Raw genomic sequence first — 16,378 nt, 5'->3', positions numbered from 1 at the left:
CGTGGCCAAATATGATGTGATGATCGCCGGTGGCGGCGCGGTGGGTTGCCTGCTGGCGCTGGCATTGTCAGGCAATGGCATGAAAGTGGCGGTTGTTGAGGCGAAAGCCTATGACCAGCAGGCCAGCGGGCTGCGCCATCCTGGTTTTGATGCCCGCTCGATTGCCTTGTCTCATCAATCAGCGGCATACCTGCAGCAGCTTGGCCTGACTGAGCCTTTATTGCAGCACAGCACAGCCATAAAACGCATTAAAGTCACGGATCAGGGACATATAGGACAGTGCCTGCTAGACCATCACCAGCAACGGGTCGACGCACTGGGTTATGTGATATCGCAACAGGAGCTCGGGGCCATGTTGTATCAGGCCGTGGCAGGTAAGGTCGACTGGTTTTGCCCGGACAGTATCAGCGCGGTCAAGACTCGCCAGGACGGTATGACTTTGGCGCTAGATTCCGGCAGTGAACTCAATGGGTCATTACTGGTGGTGGCAGAGGGAGGCAAATCGGCCACTGCTGCGCTTTTGGGACTTCATGCCAGGGTAGAAGATTATGCGCAGTCGGCCGTGGTGGCGAATGTGAAGGTGGACAGGCCTCATCAGAATGTGGCCTATGAACGTTTCACCCGGCAAGGGCCACTGGCACTGCTACCCAATCAGGAAAAAGGCTTTGGTTTGGTCTGGAGTGTCACAACATCACGCACACAGATCTTGATGGATTGCTCAAAGCAGCATTTCTTAGCCCAATTGCAGCAGCACTTTGGCTACTCAGCGGGACGGTTTTGTGAACTCAGTCGGCGCAGTAGTTACCCCCTTGAACTGTGCACACTCAATAACGCGATCCGACATCGCACGGTGGTGATTGGCAATGCCGCTCATACCCTTCATCCCATAGCCGGACAAGGGTTTAATCTGGGTCTGCGTGACGCTGAGTGTCTTAGCGGGCTGCTTTTAGCGCAGTGGCGCGCGCGCGGTGACGTGGGAGACATCAAGGTGTTGCAGCATTATCAAAAATGGCGCAGGCAGGACCAACACCGGGTCATTCATAGTACTGATGCGCTGGTCAGGCTATTCAGTAATGACTACTGGCCGCTGGTAGGTGGGCGCAATTTGGGGCTGGGGTTGCTTGAGGCCTTTTCACCTCTGCGCCAGCGTTTTGCCAACGCCGCTATGGGATATGGAGGGCAGGATGCAGCGTGCTGACCTGATCATCGTAGGTGGTGGAATGGCCGGGCTGACACTGGCCACCGCCCTGGCTGACAGTCCATTAAAGCTGATTGTGATAGACGAAAAGCTGCCTTTTATGTCACTGACCTCCACACCGCAGACGCGGGTCAGCGCAATTAACCAGGCCAGCGAGGGGTTCCTGCGGCAGCTGGGGATTTGGCAAAAGCTGGATGAACAGCGGATTCAACCCTACACCCATATGCAAGTGTGGGAGCAGGACAGTTTCGCCAGAATTAACTTTGATCGTCATAGCCTCAACCACACTCACCTCGGTCATATTATTGAGAACCAATTGCTGATCAACACCTTGTGGGAAAGATTGCTGGAAGCCCCAAATGTTCAACTGGAAGTGGGCTCGCCCATTGTTGAGCTTTACACCGATGACAGGCGGGCCGGTGTCACGCTGGCCAACCAGCAGCGGTTTGAGGCGCAATTGGTGGTGGGAACAGACGGTATTCATTCACCAATCAGAAAACGGGCAGCCATGGCGCTGAGTTTTGCTGATTATCAGCAAACTGCCATCGTTGCCAATGTGCGCACCGAGTTGCCTCATCAGCAATGTGCCAGACAGGTCTTTACACCACAGGGCCCACTGGCATTTTTGCCGATGGCGGATCCACACCTGTGCTCTATTGTCTGGTCTCAGGACACGCCCTGTGCACAGGCACTGATGCAACAAAACGCGGAACACTTCACCCGCTCCTTGTACCGGGCATTTGACGCCAGATTGGGACATTGCCAGCTGGAGAGTGACAGAATGGCTTTTCCGCTGGTCATGCGTTATGCCAGGCAGTGGCTGAAGCATCGCGTTGTGCTGGCTGGCGATGCCGCCCATAGTATTCATCCGCTGGCCGGGCAGGGGGCCAACCTGGGGTTGAAGGACAGTAAAATGCTGGCAGAGGTGTTGCTCAGCCTTGCTGAGAATGGAGAAGATCTGAGTCATCATAGGGCACTGCGTACCTATGAACGCAGTCGCAAGGCCGAAGCGGTGCGAATGATTGCGGCGATGCAGGGGTTCAGAAGCCTGTTTGCCGGTCATCACCCCGTGAAAAAGTTGTTGCGGGGTGTGGGGCTGAGCGCCGTTGACAGCATGCCCCTTGTGAAAGACAAGATGATGCGCGAAGCGGCAGGGTTGTGATCCGATTGGTGAAGCATCGCCGCTTGTGCCGCATGCTTTGTATCAGTACCGCACACTGACAAAGGCTGCACCGAGTATTCCCCAAAAGGCAGACTATCTGAACGTCCTTACCGCAATTTTGCCTTCGTCAGACGCTATGCTGTGGAAAAGATTACTTGTTCCGTCACGGTGCTACAGGTAGTATTTTGGACGTCTAAACGTCTTTTTGGTGATCATGTGTCAAATCCTAGCCTTTCCCGGGGCAAATATGCCTTATTGCCTCTGCTGATTTTTTTGGCGCTCTTTCTGGGAGCGGGTTTCTATTACCAGAGCCAGGACGTCGATTATGCGTTTTATCAGTTGCCCGCGCCGGTGGCGGTATTACCGGCTATTTTGCTGGCGGTATGGCTGTCACGGGAGTCGCTGAATCAGACCATCGAAGGGTTTGTGCGCGGTGTGGGTCACCCTAATATCATTACCATGTGCCTGATTTATCTGATGGCGGGGGCATTCTCGTCGGTGGCCAGCATTACAGGCGGGGTCGACGCTACGGTGGCACTGGGGCTGAGCGTTATACCGGCACAGTTGCTGTTACCGGGGTTGTTTATTCTTGGGGCCTTTGTGTCCACTGCAATGGGCACGTCAATGGGGACGCTGGCAGCCATGGCACCCATTGGACTGGGCATGGCTGACGCCACGGGAATCGAACCGGCCCTGATGGCTGGGGTGTTAATGAGTGGCGCCATTTTCGGTGATAACCTGTCAATCATATCTGATACCACCATTGCGGCAACCCGTACCCAGGGGTGCCAGATGCGTGAAAAGTTTGTAGAAAACCTCCGCCTGGCTTTGCCTGCCGCAATTATCACGCTTGTGATCACCGGCTTCTTCACGCCCATAATACAGACGTTACCGCTGACCGAGGGCAATGCCTGGCTGGCCTTACCTTACCTGCTGATTCTCGGCCTGGCTGTGGCAGGACTCAATGTCTTTGCGGTGCTCACCACTGGCATTATTGTCAGTGCAGGTATGGGAATGTGGCAGGCTGACTATGATATCAGTGGACTGGGGCAGGACATTTACAGCGGCTTTGGACAGATGCAGGAGATCTTTATCCTTTCGCTGTTAATTGGTGGCTTGTCAGAACTGATGCGTCTTCAGGGGGGGCTGGAATATTTGGTCAGTCGCATCACGACGCTGGCCCGTAAGTTATCTCCTGACGATACCGCCAGCCATAGTTTTGCCATCGCTTTGCTCAGTAGCCTGACCAATCTGTGCGTGGCGAATAATACGGTTTCGATTATTGTTAGCGGTGAAGCGGCACGGCAACTTGCCGAGCACGGCAATATTCCTCCTCAGCGCAGTGCCAGTTTACTGGATATTTTCTCCTGTATCGTGCAGGGGCTAATCCCTTATGGCGCCCAGGCGCTGCTGTTAGGCGCCAGTTTTGGGATTTCCCCTGTGGCACTGATACCCTATGTATTTTATTGCTATGTACTGGCCCTTGTCGCCATGGCGTTTGTGGGCTGGCGTCTGGTTAGACCCCAGACACTGCATTCTTAACAACAGGAAAGCGTATGCAACGTGTTGAACTGGTAAAAGACGAATTAAGTTTCTCCCGCTGTATTCAGGGGTACTGGCGTCTGCATGAATGGCAGATGACCTCCTCTGAGTTGCAGGCCTTTGTTGAGCAGGGACTGGAGCAAGGGATCACCACCACCGATCATGCCGATGTCTATGGTGGCTTTACCGAAGAGGGCCTGTTTGGAAGCATGCTCAAACAGGCCCCGCAATTGCGTGAGCGAATTGAGGTGGTGACCAAATGTGGCATTCTTTTTCCCTGTGAACGCCAGCCACAGGTGAGTGAAAAGCATTACAACAGCAGTGCCGGGTATATTATTGAAGCGGCAGAGCGCTCTTTGAGAGAGCTCAGCACAGAGTATATTGACGTGTTGTTATTGCACCGACCCGATCCACTGATGGATGCAGATGACGTGGCCCGTGCCTTTGAGGCGTTACGTACCAGTGGAAAAGTACGTCACTTTGGTGTGTCGAATTTTACCGCGAGTCAGTTCGCCTTGCTCCAGTCGCGGCTGGACTACCCCTTGGTGACCAATCAGCTTGAAATCAGCCTTATTCATACGGATTACCTGTTTGATGGCACACTGGATTATCTGCAGCAACAGCGGGTCAGACCGATGGCCTGGTCTTGTCTGGGAGGCGGCGGCGTCTTTCACGACTTTCAGTACAAGGCATTACGCGAGGTAGCCAAACAGATAGCGTCCCATTATCAGGCGGAGTTAGATCAGATCCTGTTGGCGTTTGTACTGGCCTTGCCGGGTCAGGCAATGCCCATTTTAGGCAGTGGCGACAAAAAACGGATTGCCCGGCAGGCGGCAGCAACAGACATCGCTTTAGAGCGACAGCATTGGTTTGCATTACTGGAAGCCGCGCGGGGAATACCCGTCCCCTGAACCCGACCACAGAAGGGTTTTCGAGGAGGGCTTAACGGGCGACAGCGGATAATGGAATTTCATATTCCTGTCATCTATCCGGGGTAAATTAGTCACCCAAAAGCGATAATCGGCTGTGATTATGTTGTTCAGCGCCCTGGGAAGAGTGAAAGCTCTGCCGCTCATTCTGTTTATTTTCCTGGTATCACTGTTTGTTTTAGTAAGCCTTTATCTTGAGACGCAGGAACGCCAGCGTATGGCCTCCAAGGCAAGGGTGGTAGCTCAGCAGGTCAGTAACAGTATCGAAGTGTTTTCCGCGGACAGGTTACGGGCACTGGAAGATTTGATGATTACCTGGCCTGAAAACTATCCTAATGTAACCGACTGGTTTCATGCCCGCGCCCAGACAACCCGTCACGTCTTGCCCGGTTTCGATGACATCCTCTGGCTCGACGACAATCTGAATATCGCCTGGAGCAGCAAATATCAGGGGGCCGATGCACCAACACAACGGGCATTACCGGCACTGACGAAAGTTCGCCAGGAGGCCCCTTCACCCCGTGTCTTCTCCAGTTATCTGTATCACGCCAGTGACGATAGCTATTACGCTCTTATCCTTCGTCCTATTAATCCCTATGACCTGGAGCATGGTTATATTATGGCCAGCTTTGATATTGAAGCGACCTTAGCGGTCATGATCGGTGAACTGGTGGGGTCGGATTTTAATTTTCAACTGTTCGATGGTGAGCAGTTACTGATGGTAAATGGTGAGCTGAAATCCAGTGAAACATTGATTTCTCAGCCACTTTCTTTTGCCGGACGTGAATGGCTGCTCAGACTGCAAAGTAACCGGGGAACGTTGCACATTGGTTACGTGGTGCTGGGTATCGGATTGTTTATGTCACTTATCATCAGTATTTTTATTCAGCGCCAGTTACGTAGCGCATTGAAGTTAAATCAGTCACAACAGCGATACAAAGCCGCCAGCGAGGCTTCTCTGGACGCCATTCTGATCTTTAATGCGGTACACCGCAATGGCCATATCAGTGATTTTAAACTGGCTGAGGCCAATCATATGGCGCACAGTATCTTTGTTACTGACGGGCAGGTACTCAAGGGAAGACTGCTGAGCAAGTTATTACTTGAATTGCAGGCTCATCCCTTGCTGAAAGTATGCAAACGAGTGTGTGTCAGCGGGCGTGCCTATGAACAGTACCTGGCTTCGCATAGTGACTTGGTAAGAGCCCAATGGCTGAAAATCCAGATTGTTAAAGCCGGTGATGGCATCGCTGTAACGGTCAGGGATATTACCGCCCGCAGACGGAGTGAACAGGCACTGAAAGACAGTGAAGAAAAATTCCGCCGACTGGTGGAGGGGCTGAACGGTCATTTTATTTATTCCCATGATCCCGATGGCAATGTCAGTTTCGTCAGTCACAGTGTTGAAGATATTCTCGGTTACAGTGCCGAATATTTTCGACGGCACTACCGTCAATGTGTAAAGCAGCCCCCGGATAATGAGAAGCAGATTCGTCATCAGCTTGCAAATGGCCAGCGTCCAGCCCCGTATGTGGTTGATTATTATACGGCCAATGGTGAAGTGAGGCAGATTGAATATCGGGACTCACCGGTGTTCGATCAACAAGGGCAACTGATTGCCATAGAAGGGATAGGGCGCGACGTCACTGCCGACCTGGCGTTGCAACAGCAGGTACAGTATCAGGCCAATCACGACCAACTCACCGGTCTATACAATCGTTATGCCTTTGATCGTCAGCTCAACAATATTCTGCGCAAGGTCAAACAGGGCCGAACACAGGCGACCCTGTGTTATATCGACATGGATCAGTTCAAGCTTGTCAATGATTCCTGTGGTCACCAGGCGGGCGATGAATTGTTGCGTCAGGTAGCAAATTTACTCAGCGGTCATATTGACGATCATGACGTGCTGGCCCGGGTCGGGGGAGATGAGTTTTGTCTGGTGTTCAGCCGGTTATCGGTGGCAGACGTGAAGCCGAGGTTGGTTGAGATGTTACAGGCGATTCGCAGCTTCCGCTTCAGCTGGGACGAAAAGCTATTTCATATCGGCGCCAGCATTGGTGTGGTGGAAATCAGTGCCGAGATGGCAAACAGTGTTGAGTTGATAAAGGCCGCCGATCATGCCTGCTACAGTGCTAAAAATATGGGGCGTAATCGATATCACGTATTTGATGCCAGTGATCAGCAACTAAACTATCAGCAAAATGAGCTGGAATGGGTACATGCGATTCAAGAGGCATTGCAACATGACCGTTTTGTCCTCTATTGCCAGCCTATCGTACCGTTTAATCAGGCGCCTGAGGGATGCCATTACGAAATATTGCTGCGCATGCAGGACGAACAGGGCGAAATGCTCAATCCCGGTATTTTTATTCCGATTGCCGAACGCTATGGGTTAATGAATAAGATCGATGAGTGGGTATTTGCACACACCATTGCTTTGCTGGCTGCGCACCCTGCACATCTCGATGTACTTGGAAAGTGCGCCATTAATCTTTCAGGCATGACATTGGGCAATGACGAGTTTCTGGATAACATTGTAAACCAGCTTCGCTATACAGATATTCCGCCAGAGAAAATCTGTTTTGAAATCACGGAAACGGCCGCCGTCACTAACCTCGGTTCCGCCAGCCGTTTTATCGATACCTTGCGCGATATGGGGTGCCGGTTTGCACTGGATGATTTCGGTGCAGGGATGAGCTCATTTACTTACCTGAAAAACATGGCCGTGGATTACGTCAAGATTGATGGCTCTTTTGTCAGGAATATGTGTCGGGATCGCAGTGATTACGCCACAGTCAAAGCCATTCATGAGATTGCCAGTAGTATGGGAAAACAGACCATTGCCGAGTTTGTCTCCGACAAGGAGAGTTGCAGAGCACTCACTGCTTTGGGTATCGACTATGGTCAGGGCTTTGCTTTAGGCAAACCGGTGCCCCTGACAACGGTACTGACAGCTGAAGCTCCCTGCTCTGCTGTTGCCGGGTAGAGACAGGCACAGCACATTTCAGTGTAGCCCCACTAAGTCTTTCGTATTTTGTTTACGGGCAGACTGCGCGCAAGTCTCTTGTGTATGGATCTTTGTGTCAAAAAGCATTAGCGTAGGGCCTCGTTGGATAGCTAGATACGTGCTGTTCTGAGCAAGGGAAAATCATGAAAAGAGCAATACGACCGGCGGTACTGATTGCGCTGGCCTATGTGCTGATTGGGGCAGGCTGGATCCTGTTTTCTGATATGGCATTGGAACACATGGTTTCGGACCCACAACTGGCCGCGACATTGCAAACCATTAAGGGCTGGTTATATGTGGGTCTGACCGGATTGCTGTTGTTTTTTCTGCTGGTGAAGGCGCTGACTTACATTGAGCAGTTGAATCAGCGGGATTCTCTGACGGGCCTGTTGCGCCCCTATTTGTTTACCCGCTACCTCGAAGATTCACTGGATGCCTGTCAGAAAAATCAGCAACATCTGATGCTGGTGTGTCTGGATATCGATGGTTTTAAAGAGGCCAATCGCCTACTCGGCTATGCCGGTGGAGACACGCTGTTGCGTCAGCTGGCGGTGGCCCTGAAGCACCACTATCATGCCGACGATTTGATTGCCCGCCTGGGAACGGATCAATTTGCACTGGCCAAAGTGCTGACGGAGCCCCAAGACGACATTGAAAGCCATGCGGTAGAGCTGAATCAATTATTTTCCGCTGTCGTCAGGGAGTTTGATTTAACATTGAGCTGCAGCGTGGGGCTGGCCAAATTTCCCCGCGACGCCCGCAATGGACAAGAGTTACTGTTTGCTGCTCAAAGTGCCCTCAAAGAAGCAAAGCGCAGCGGTCAGGGGATGATTCGTCAGTTTAATCAGGCGTTGTCAGAAACAGAACGTGAACGACAAGCATTGCTCAAAGATCTGCGCCACACCATCGACAATGATAAATTGTCTCTGGTCTATCAACCGCAGTTTTCTGTTGATGACGGCGGGCTAACCGGTTGCGAGGTGCTGGTTCGCTGGAACTGTCCACAACGGGGGTTCGTCGGTCCGGATGTCTTCATTCCACTGGCTGAGCGTAACAATCTGATTTCTGGTATTACGGCTTTTGTGGTGCGCCAGGCTAACAAAGAGTTATCCGGGGCAGGTCTGTTGGGCACGAGTATTCACCGGGTATCGGTGAACATTTCGGCGCAGGAGTTTAACAGTGAAAAACTGATGGCGGCATTAATGCGGATGCTCAATCAATCGCCGCAACTTTATCCTTATCTGCAGCTGGAGATCACCGAGACTGCTGCATTGTCTGACTTGGCGGCCAGTGTGAGGTTGCTGACCCGTTTGCGCGAACAGGGGCTGAAATTTTCTATCGATGATTTTGGCACCGGCTATTCCTCTTTGGCGATGTTGAAGAACCTGCCCATCGATGAAATCAAAATAGATAAAGACTTTATTCATGATCTGCTGGACCAGCCTAGAGTTCGGGCCATCGTTGAGGCGGTGACGACCATGGCCCACAGTCTGGATATCAGTGTGGTCGCCGAAGGTGTTGAAACTCAGGCGCAACTTGAGCAAATACGCTTCTGCGGATGTCATGAAGTGCAGGGGTATCTGACAGCCAGGCCGATGAACATTGATCATCTTAAAGAGTTTGTGCGTAGCCAGTGGTCGACTTCGGCTGTTAACCTGTCTCATCATGAAACCTGACCCCGTCACTCTAACGCCATCCGGCTATAGTGCACTCGTTCTCGGAGCCAGCGGCCTGGTCGGTCAAGCATTAACTGACAGGCTCATTCAGGATCCGCGCTACAACCAGGTCACCTGTCTGGTGCGAAGACCGATGCCGAGCAGAAATGCGAAGCACCGCCCTGTTGTGATTGACTTTGCAAACCTGCAAGCCTACGAGGGCTATTTTCGGGTAGATCACCTCTACATTTGTCTGGGCACCACGCTCAAGGCAGCGGGCAGCCGGGCGGCTTTTCGTAAGGTGGATTTTGAGTATATCCATATCGCCGCACAACTGGCGCGAAGTCAGCAGGTACGGAGCCTAGTGTGGATATCCTCGGTCGGCGCCAATGCCAACAGTCTGAATTTCTATTTGCGTACTAAAGGGGAACTGGAAAATGCCATATTCCGTCTCCCCGGGCTTAAAGGCGCCTCTGCCGTGCGTCCCTCTTTATTAATTGGTGAGCGCAAAATGTCGCGACCCGTGGAGCGCATAAGCACGGTAATAATGAAGTGGATTTCTCCCGTATTGATGGGGCCCTGGCGCAAATATCGTCCGGTTTCTGCGTCTGAGGTGGCAAAACGAATGATGGAGCTGCAGGCGTTTGAGTAATTCTGCTAAGAGACAGCGAACAGAGGGCTTCCAGTTTAAGCAGTTCTTTGTCGCACACGATCGCTGCGCAATGAAAGTGGGTACCGATAGCATCATGCTCGGAAGCTGGGCTGAGCCCGGTGCAGCGGTGCGAATTCTGGATGTGGGCACGGGCAGCGGACTGCTGGCATTGATGATGGCGCAGCAATCAGGTTGCGACAGTCGGATTTTTGGTATTGATGTGGATGCGCAGGCGATTGCTCAAGCTAAAGATAATGCAAAGAACAGTCCCTGGGCGGACAAGCTGCATTTTGACTGCCTGGCGTTGCAGGACCATGCCAACAGCGGACAATATGACCTTATTATCAGTAATCCGCCTTACTATCCCCATCATCATGAAATAGCGCAGAGCAGGCAGTCAGCCCGTCTGACCGCAACATTGAGTCATGCTGCCCTGATACAGGTGGTATCTGGCCTGCTTGGCAAGGAGGGACGTTTTTGCTGCGTGTTGCCGCAACAGGTGGTGGAGCAGGTGCTATGGGAGGCTGGCAATGCCGGATTGCATCTGACACGGCGCATGGATGTGCGCTCGCAACCTGACAAATCAGTGAGCAGAGTGATGTTGGAGTGGTCATTGTCCAGGCCGTCACAGTTCAGGCAAGAGTCTTTGGTGATTCAGCAGCAAGCGGGCCACTACACCCAGGCCTTTCAGAAGTTGTGCCGGGGCTTCTATGTGAATTTCTGAGCCCTATGCAGAAATAGAAGCCGTTTATATCAGTACGGTTTAGCTGCTATAGTCATAACAGGCCCATGAAATAAGCTGGTAGTTTCACTGCTTTTACTGAACCGGGGGACGTGATCATGCCAACAACCCGTTTGCCTGAAAACATTGCTGCACTGGTGGACCGATTACAGTTGCTTGAGTTTGAGTGGCGCGGCCGCTGTGTCCAGATACCCAGATTTGCCGTTTATGCGGTTCTACAAGCTCCGGTATTCAGCCGTTTCCTATCGCGCCATGGCCGCAGGATGGGGCTCATATGCATTGAACCCTATGAGATCCCGGTACTCGACCCTTTTATGGCGGATCTCAATACTCCCCCTGAGTATGTGGTGATCATCAGCCATAGTAAGGGCAATAAGTTCGGCTTGTTCGGCTACCCCGCTGACTTGGTCCGAGATAATCTGCAATTGGGTGGAGAGCATGCTGCCGTTAATCAGATCGTCAAAGCCTTTTGCTAAGGAGGGAGATTGGAATTTAACCTGGCTGAGAGCTTTGGTGCACTCGCGCTGCTTATCCATTTTGTGGGTTATCGTCAGAATCAGGTTAATCGCTATAGGCTCATCTCCGCTTTAGGGCTATTGAGTTTAAGTACTCACTTCTTTTTGCTGGGTGCCATGGCAGCAGGTATTGGTTGTGGTCTTGCGGCGTTACGCAATCTTATCGCGCTGCGTCATCGTTCGATGCTGTTAGTCATCTTCTTCGTTGTATTACACATGCTGTTCTTTGCGTATGAATGGTGGTGGTTGAACCATGGTGCAGAGATAATCCTGGCTTATATATCCGCTATTATTTTCACCCTGGGTTCAATATTGTTGCAGCGTACCCACAGTATTCGAAAATGGTTTATTCTGGCTGAGGGGCTGGGGCTGGCTTACGCTGTGATTGTGGGCAGTGTATTTGGCAGTTTATTTAATATCAGCAACCTGCTCAGTATCGCGATTAAATTGTATCAGGATCGCGTGCATCGAAAGCACCAGACTCCCGTGTGAGACCTAATGCCTGGCTGAGTTGCCTGAGTACGGCTCTGCGACTGGGTGTCAATGGGCGCTCATCAATTAACGACAGCAGCTGCTCTGCCTTTTTAAGTTGTTGGTTATGATGTGCGATTTCCGCCCGGTACAGCAGGCACTGCATCAGAGTGGCCTCATCGCCGGCACGTTTCGCGAAGTCAGCGGCTTTGATAAAGGCGCTCTCTGCGTGGTTGAACTGTTCTAATATTTGGTGGGCACGCGCCACGTTATGCCAGCTCACACCAATTTGCTGTAAGTTGCTTACTGCCTCGGCGGCGCGCAATGAGCGTTGTCGATAATCAAGGTGTTGTGTAAGGTCCCCTTGTTTTCTCAATGCCTGGGCCAGATTGGCATATAACTCCTGCTTAAAACGTGGTGAAGCATGACGAAGATGCTTTTGCTCTATGGTGCGTAAGGTCTGATAGGCTGCCTCAATATCATTCAGATATAGTTGCAGATTGGCAATCTCAATCATGGCCATAGGACTGCTGCTATGTTCGCTAAACTGCTGCATGAGTGTGAGTGCCTTGTTTAGCCAGCGTGAGGCGAGCTGAGGCTTTTTCGCAACATGAAAAACTTTGGCTTGGTAAGTCAGTACTGCAAGGCGAAAACGCATGGGAACCGTGGTGTTGTCCAACCAGGGGGACAAAGCTTGTTGTAGTTGCTCGAACCGTCCCAAGTTAAGCAGGGCATCCAGTCTGTAAAGCTCATACCTGAAAAACAGATGGCTGTTTGGCTCCGTGCTGCTGAGTACAGCGGGTAACTGTTCAAGACATTGGGACGGAGACATCTGGCAGATTGTGTAGATGCTCTTACTTTGTTCACTGCGAACTGTTGTGGAATGAAGGAGCATTGTCACGATGAGGACAAAAAAGGGTAACGTAGCAGTTTTACTCCTTAAGTGCATTTGCTGAACTACCATCTGAATTCCAGTACCGCCAATGTTTGCTGCTGATCACTGTTAATGGGTTCTCCCACCGTCATGCGATTCGTTGCCGAACTGTTATTGATGTGCTGCTCGATACCAACCTGCCAGTGTTGATCAAACTGATAACGCCAGTTCAGCGTCAGGCCCTCTCCATGACTGTCATTATAATCCCAGGGCCAGATGTCATCTTCAGATATGCTGAAGTGGTCATAACGAAGGCTGAAACGATGTCGCTCAATGCGATGGCTGAGCATCAGGTACCAGGCATTAAGATCAGCATAGACCCAGCGTACGCCCATCTCTGTGCTGCCAGTCATCCATTGCCCCAATAGGCGGATATGTTCACCAATTTGCTGAGAAAAGGCAACAGAGTGAAACTTAGTGTGCCAGGCATAGAGTCTCTGGCTGTTAAATGCCAGTGGATCCGCATTGTTGTCGTAGTAATAATATCTGAACCGGCTTTTATTGTAGTACTCCAGATGCCCACCGATATAAAAACCGGTACGGCCATCGATTTCATGAAAGGGTTCAACCCAGGCCGGATGGATGATTCTGTCGGTCACTGCAGGCAACGCCGCAAAGAGTACGCGGTCGTGATGCAAAGACTGACGATCATGCATCGCCCAGCCCCGCCAACTGAGCAGTGTACCCAAGGGGTCATTGCCTCTGAAAGCACCGGCGTAAAGCTCCCAGGACCATGGGCTGCGACGCTGTCTGCCGGGGCTGTATATCCCCAGTTCAAGTCCGGCGAGCCTCAATTCTTCACCCAGCCAGCTATTGATGGCACTTTGGGTATAGGTGTAAGGAGACAACCAGCCTGTGCCGGGGTTTTCAAACGACATTTCAGGATAAAAGAACCCAGCTCTGGCGCGAAATTTATAGGGACTGGGACTCAGCGGTTTATAGCGCAGACTGGCCTGGGTCAGCCCAAGATGTTTCTCACCATCTTCATGCAGGTTGAAAACGGCTTCGATTTCCAGTCCGCCAATCAGGGACTGACTGACGTCGAGCAAGGCTTGTTGCAGGTTCAGGCCTGACTGGTTCTGTCGTAAGATTCCGGTACCCTGTTGCTGCCAGTTATGCTGGGGGTCCGCTTTGAGTGCACTTAGCTGGATGACCCCCGAGATCTCAGCCCCATGTCCGATGAATGTAAACAGGCACAAAATGGCTGCCAGTAGCGTTTTATTCATACAGGCCTGTCCTGTGCTTGTCTGATCCAGTCATCAAATGCGGCTGCCGGTAAAGGCTTGCTCATATAAAACCCCTGGGCCTTGTGACACCCTGCCTGTTTCAGAAATGTCAGGCTGGCTTCGTCTTCGACACCCTCCGCCACGGTTTTCAGGTCCAGATGGTGGGCAAGACTCAGGAGTGTATTGACCATCACCTGATCTTCAGCATTGGTGGCCAGATCCAGAACGAATGCTTTGTCGATTTTAAGCTCGTCCACCGGCATTTTTTTCAGCTGAGCCATTGAAGAGTAGCCCGTGCCAAAGTCATCAATGGAGAGAATCACACCCATGGTTTTGAGTTTTTCCAGCGCCTTAATAGCTGTATCCGGGTCGCCCATTACTGCGCTTTCTGTGACCTCCAGCGTTAATCCACCGAGGTTGTCCGGGTACTGGGAAAACAGATGACTGACCAGTTCAGGAAGCGTCATATCGACCAGATCCAATGGCGAGATATTAACGGCTACATTCAGCTCAAGTCCTGCCTGCGACCACTTTTGTTGTTGGGCCATCGCTTCGTTCAGCGCCCAATGGGTCACGTCTCTGATCGCACCGGTTTGCTCAGCCAGAGGAATGAACTGATCGGGAGGAATAAAACCATGCACGGGATGGATCCAGCGTATCAGGCATTCCGCGCCGCTGACGTTGCCATCGTCCAGCAGAACTTTCGGCTGATAGTAAAGTTGCAATTGTCCCTCAGACAGTGCCGAGCGCAACTCAGACATCAGGCTCAGGCGTTGTACTGAATACTTGTTCAGCTCTGGCCGGTAGATGGCAAAGGCGCGATGGTGGCCCTTGCAGCTGTACATGGCAATGTCGGCACACTGAATCAGGTTGGCCGGTGAGTCTCCGTGCTGTGGATACACTGCAACACCGATACTTAAGTCCAGATCCAGACGCAGCTTTTCAATGTCAAAGGGGGTACGAAAGGCGTCCACTACCTGATTGGCCAGACTCTTCGGCGTATGTGAGGTGTCGCCAAACCAAATCAGGCCAAACTCGTCGCCTCCCAGTCTGGCGACGAAAAGGTTGTCGAGTTCAATATGGGAAAGTCTGGAGGCGATTTTATTCAGTAGTTGGTCACCTATGTTGTGACCCAGCGTATCGTTGATGTCTTTGAACCTGTCCACATCCATCATCATGACAACGACGGGATCGTGTCTGTCATCCACTAAGCGCTGAAGTTGCTGATTGAACTGATTCCGATTAGGGAGGCCGGTTAAGGAATCGAAGTAAGCTAATTGCTGAATTTCCAGTTCACGTTGCTTGATCCCCTGCTGCATTTCATCAATGGCGGTAGACAGTGAAGCGATTTCTAATGTGGTGGACTTGGGCACGTCGTCCACATAATGGCCTTTGCGGATCTTGTTGGTTACGCCCACCAGACGGGTTAATGGACGACTAATTCCGTTGGAGATGATCACCGCTGCTCCCAGAGCAAGCAGGCCAGCGATGGCGAGAATTAATATCAGCTGTCCGATGAGACTGTTGTAAGACAGGTAGGCTTTATCGGCAATGGTGGCGAGCACAAGTTTAAGCGGGCCCTGGGTACTGCTCCCTATATCCGATGTGGCATAAATAAATTCCGAACTCTGCTCTGCTGGGCTCAGAGACACCTGATGCAGGCCCGGCGTCCAGTTCAGTGTTTTACTCTCAAGCTGGCTCGCTTGCGCCGGCGAAAAGCTTGAAGCAATCAACTGATGTTCCGGTGCGGGAGAAAACAGACTGATTTGCATATCTGTCAGGGTCACCAGTTCGGGAGTGATAAGGCGGCTGCCTTCCACTGCAGCAAACAGCCAGGCATTGACCCGAGGGGATGATTCGACAAATCTGACGGCGACCCCTTGTAGCAAATAATAACGGCCATCGATAAAGCGCCACATGATAGGCGAGGTCTCGGTTAATTGTCTTGTCAGCTGCGAAGCGGGCAGATCCTGAGTCATCGTTAATAACTCACCGTCGGCATCAGTGACCCAACTGAGGTCAGCGTTGATACGGCGCTGATGATTGCGCAGCGCAATCAGCAGCGACTCGGGGTCCTGTTTGCCGCCAGCAATCAGTTGTTTGGTGTTGAAGTCTTTGGCCAGGGTTGCCAGAGCCGATTCCAGTTGCCTGGAGCGGTTCTGAATTTTATCTTTCACCACGATGGCGGAGGTTCTGGCATGGTCCTGCACCTGGCCGGTACTGTGCCGATAAGTCGCCTTTTGTACCGTTACCAGCGTCACGATAACGATCACCGCCAGAAGTAGCAGAAACACCATTAGCATTCTGGCGCGCAGGGAACGGCTAGCCAAGCCAGACAGCCT

13 protein-coding genes are annotated in these 16,378 nt (G+C 51.8%); 10 read left to right on the top strand and 3 right to left on the bottom strand.

Annotation, left to right across the window (positions count from 1 at the left end; translation table 11 throughout):
* Nucleotide 1: 1 nt before the first annotated feature.
* The 10 genes from ubiH to CCY32_RS06700 all read left to right on the top strand — a co-directional run bounded on the left by ubiH (nucleotide 2) and on the right by CCY32_RS06700 (nucleotide 11,897).
* The gene (ubiH, locus tag CCY32_RS06745) at nucleotides 2–1,198 is read left to right on the top strand and encodes a 2-octaprenyl-6-methoxyphenyl hydroxylase (protein ID WP_088329842.1); all 1,197 of its coding nucleotides are present in this window, start codon (nucleotides 2–4) and stop codon (nucleotides 1,196–1,198) included.
* Entirely contained in the window at nucleotides 1,185–2,360 is a 1,176-nt protein-coding gene (locus CCY32_RS06740; protein WP_088329841.1) for an FAD-dependent monooxygenase, read from the top strand. The genes ubiH and CCY32_RS06740 overlap by 14 nt, the downstream gene beginning before the upstream one ends.
* 216 nt (nucleotides 2,361–2,576) lie before the next feature.
* Entirely contained in the window at nucleotides 2,577–3,902 is a 1,326-nt protein-coding gene (locus tag CCY32_RS06735; RefSeq protein ID WP_088330130.1) for a Na+/H+ antiporter NhaC family protein, read from the top strand.
* 14 nt (nucleotides 3,903–3,916) lie between these two features.
* Nucleotides 3,917–4,813 (top strand): aldo/keto reductase, encoded by an 897-nt coding sequence (locus CCY32_RS06730; RefSeq protein WP_088329840.1) that lies wholly within the window; start codon nucleotides 3,917–3,919, stop codon nucleotides 4,811–4,813.
* Between the two features lie 121 nt (nucleotides 4,814–4,934).
* Nucleotides 4,935–7,820, top strand: a complete 2,886-nt coding sequence (locus CCY32_RS06725) for an EAL domain-containing protein (protein ID WP_088329839.1) — start codon at nucleotides 4,935–4,937, stop codon at nucleotides 7,818–7,820.
* A gap of 164 nt (nucleotides 7,821–7,984) precedes the next feature.
* On the top strand, nucleotides 7,985–9,517 hold the full coding sequence (locus tag CCY32_RS06720; protein WP_088329838.1) for a bifunctional diguanylate cyclase/phosphodiesterase: 1,533 nt from the start codon (nucleotides 7,985–7,987) through the stop codon (nucleotides 9,515–9,517).
* On the top strand, nucleotides 9,507–10,148 hold the full coding sequence (locus CCY32_RS06715; protein WP_088329837.1) for an NAD-dependent epimerase/dehydratase family protein: 642 nt from the start codon (nucleotides 9,507–9,509) through the stop codon (nucleotides 10,146–10,148). The genes CCY32_RS06720 and CCY32_RS06715 overlap by 11 nt, the downstream gene beginning before the upstream one ends.
* A complete protein-coding gene (locus CCY32_RS06710; RefSeq protein ID WP_141096186.1) occupies nucleotides 10,141–10,872 on the top strand; it encodes a methyltransferase in 732 nt (243 codons plus the stop codon). The genes CCY32_RS06715 and CCY32_RS06710 overlap by 8 nt, the downstream gene beginning before the upstream one ends.
* A gap of 116 nt (nucleotides 10,873–10,988) precedes the next feature.
* Nucleotides 10,989–11,366, top strand: a complete 378-nt coding sequence (locus CCY32_RS06705) for a hypothetical protein (protein ID WP_088329835.1) — start codon at nucleotides 10,989–10,991, stop codon at nucleotides 11,364–11,366.
* A gap of 9 nt (nucleotides 11,367–11,375) precedes the next feature.
* On the top strand, nucleotides 11,376–11,897 hold the full coding sequence (locus CCY32_RS06700; RefSeq protein ID WP_088329834.1) for a YgjV family protein: 522 nt from the start codon (nucleotides 11,376–11,378) through the stop codon (nucleotides 11,895–11,897).
* On the opposite strand, the gene CCY32_RS06695 is transcribed toward CCY32_RS06700, so the two are convergent.
* The 3 genes from CCY32_RS06695 to CCY32_RS06685 form a co-directional block, all read right to left on the bottom strand.
* On the bottom strand, nucleotides 11,848–12,708 hold the full coding sequence (locus CCY32_RS06695; protein ID WP_088329833.1) for a hypothetical protein: 861 nt from the start codon (nucleotides 12,706–12,708) through the stop codon (nucleotides 11,848–11,850). The two genes, CCY32_RS06700 and CCY32_RS06695, sit on opposite strands and share 50 nt — an antisense overlap.
* Before the next feature lie 125 nt (nucleotides 12,709–12,833).
* Nucleotides 12,834–14,036 (bottom strand): hypothetical protein, encoded by a 1,203-nt coding sequence (locus CCY32_RS06690; RefSeq protein WP_088329832.1) that lies wholly within the window; start codon nucleotides 14,034–14,036, stop codon nucleotides 12,834–12,836.
* Entirely contained in the window at nucleotides 14,033–16,366 is a 2,334-nt protein-coding gene (locus CCY32_RS06685; RefSeq protein ID WP_246840550.1) for an EAL domain-containing protein, read from the bottom strand. Before CCY32_RS06685 ends, CCY32_RS06690 begins: the two co-directional genes overlap by 4 nt.
* Between the last annotated feature and the right edge of the window lie 12 nt (nucleotides 16,367–16,378).

This window comes from Lacimicrobium sp. SS2-24 (assembly GCF_002201535.1).
Taxonomy (GTDB): Bacteria; Pseudomonadota; Gammaproteobacteria; order Enterobacterales; family Alteromonadaceae; genus Lacimicrobium.
The sequence above is the reverse complement of the archived record's forward strand: the minus strand, read 5'-3'. Positions and strand labels throughout refer to the sequence as shown.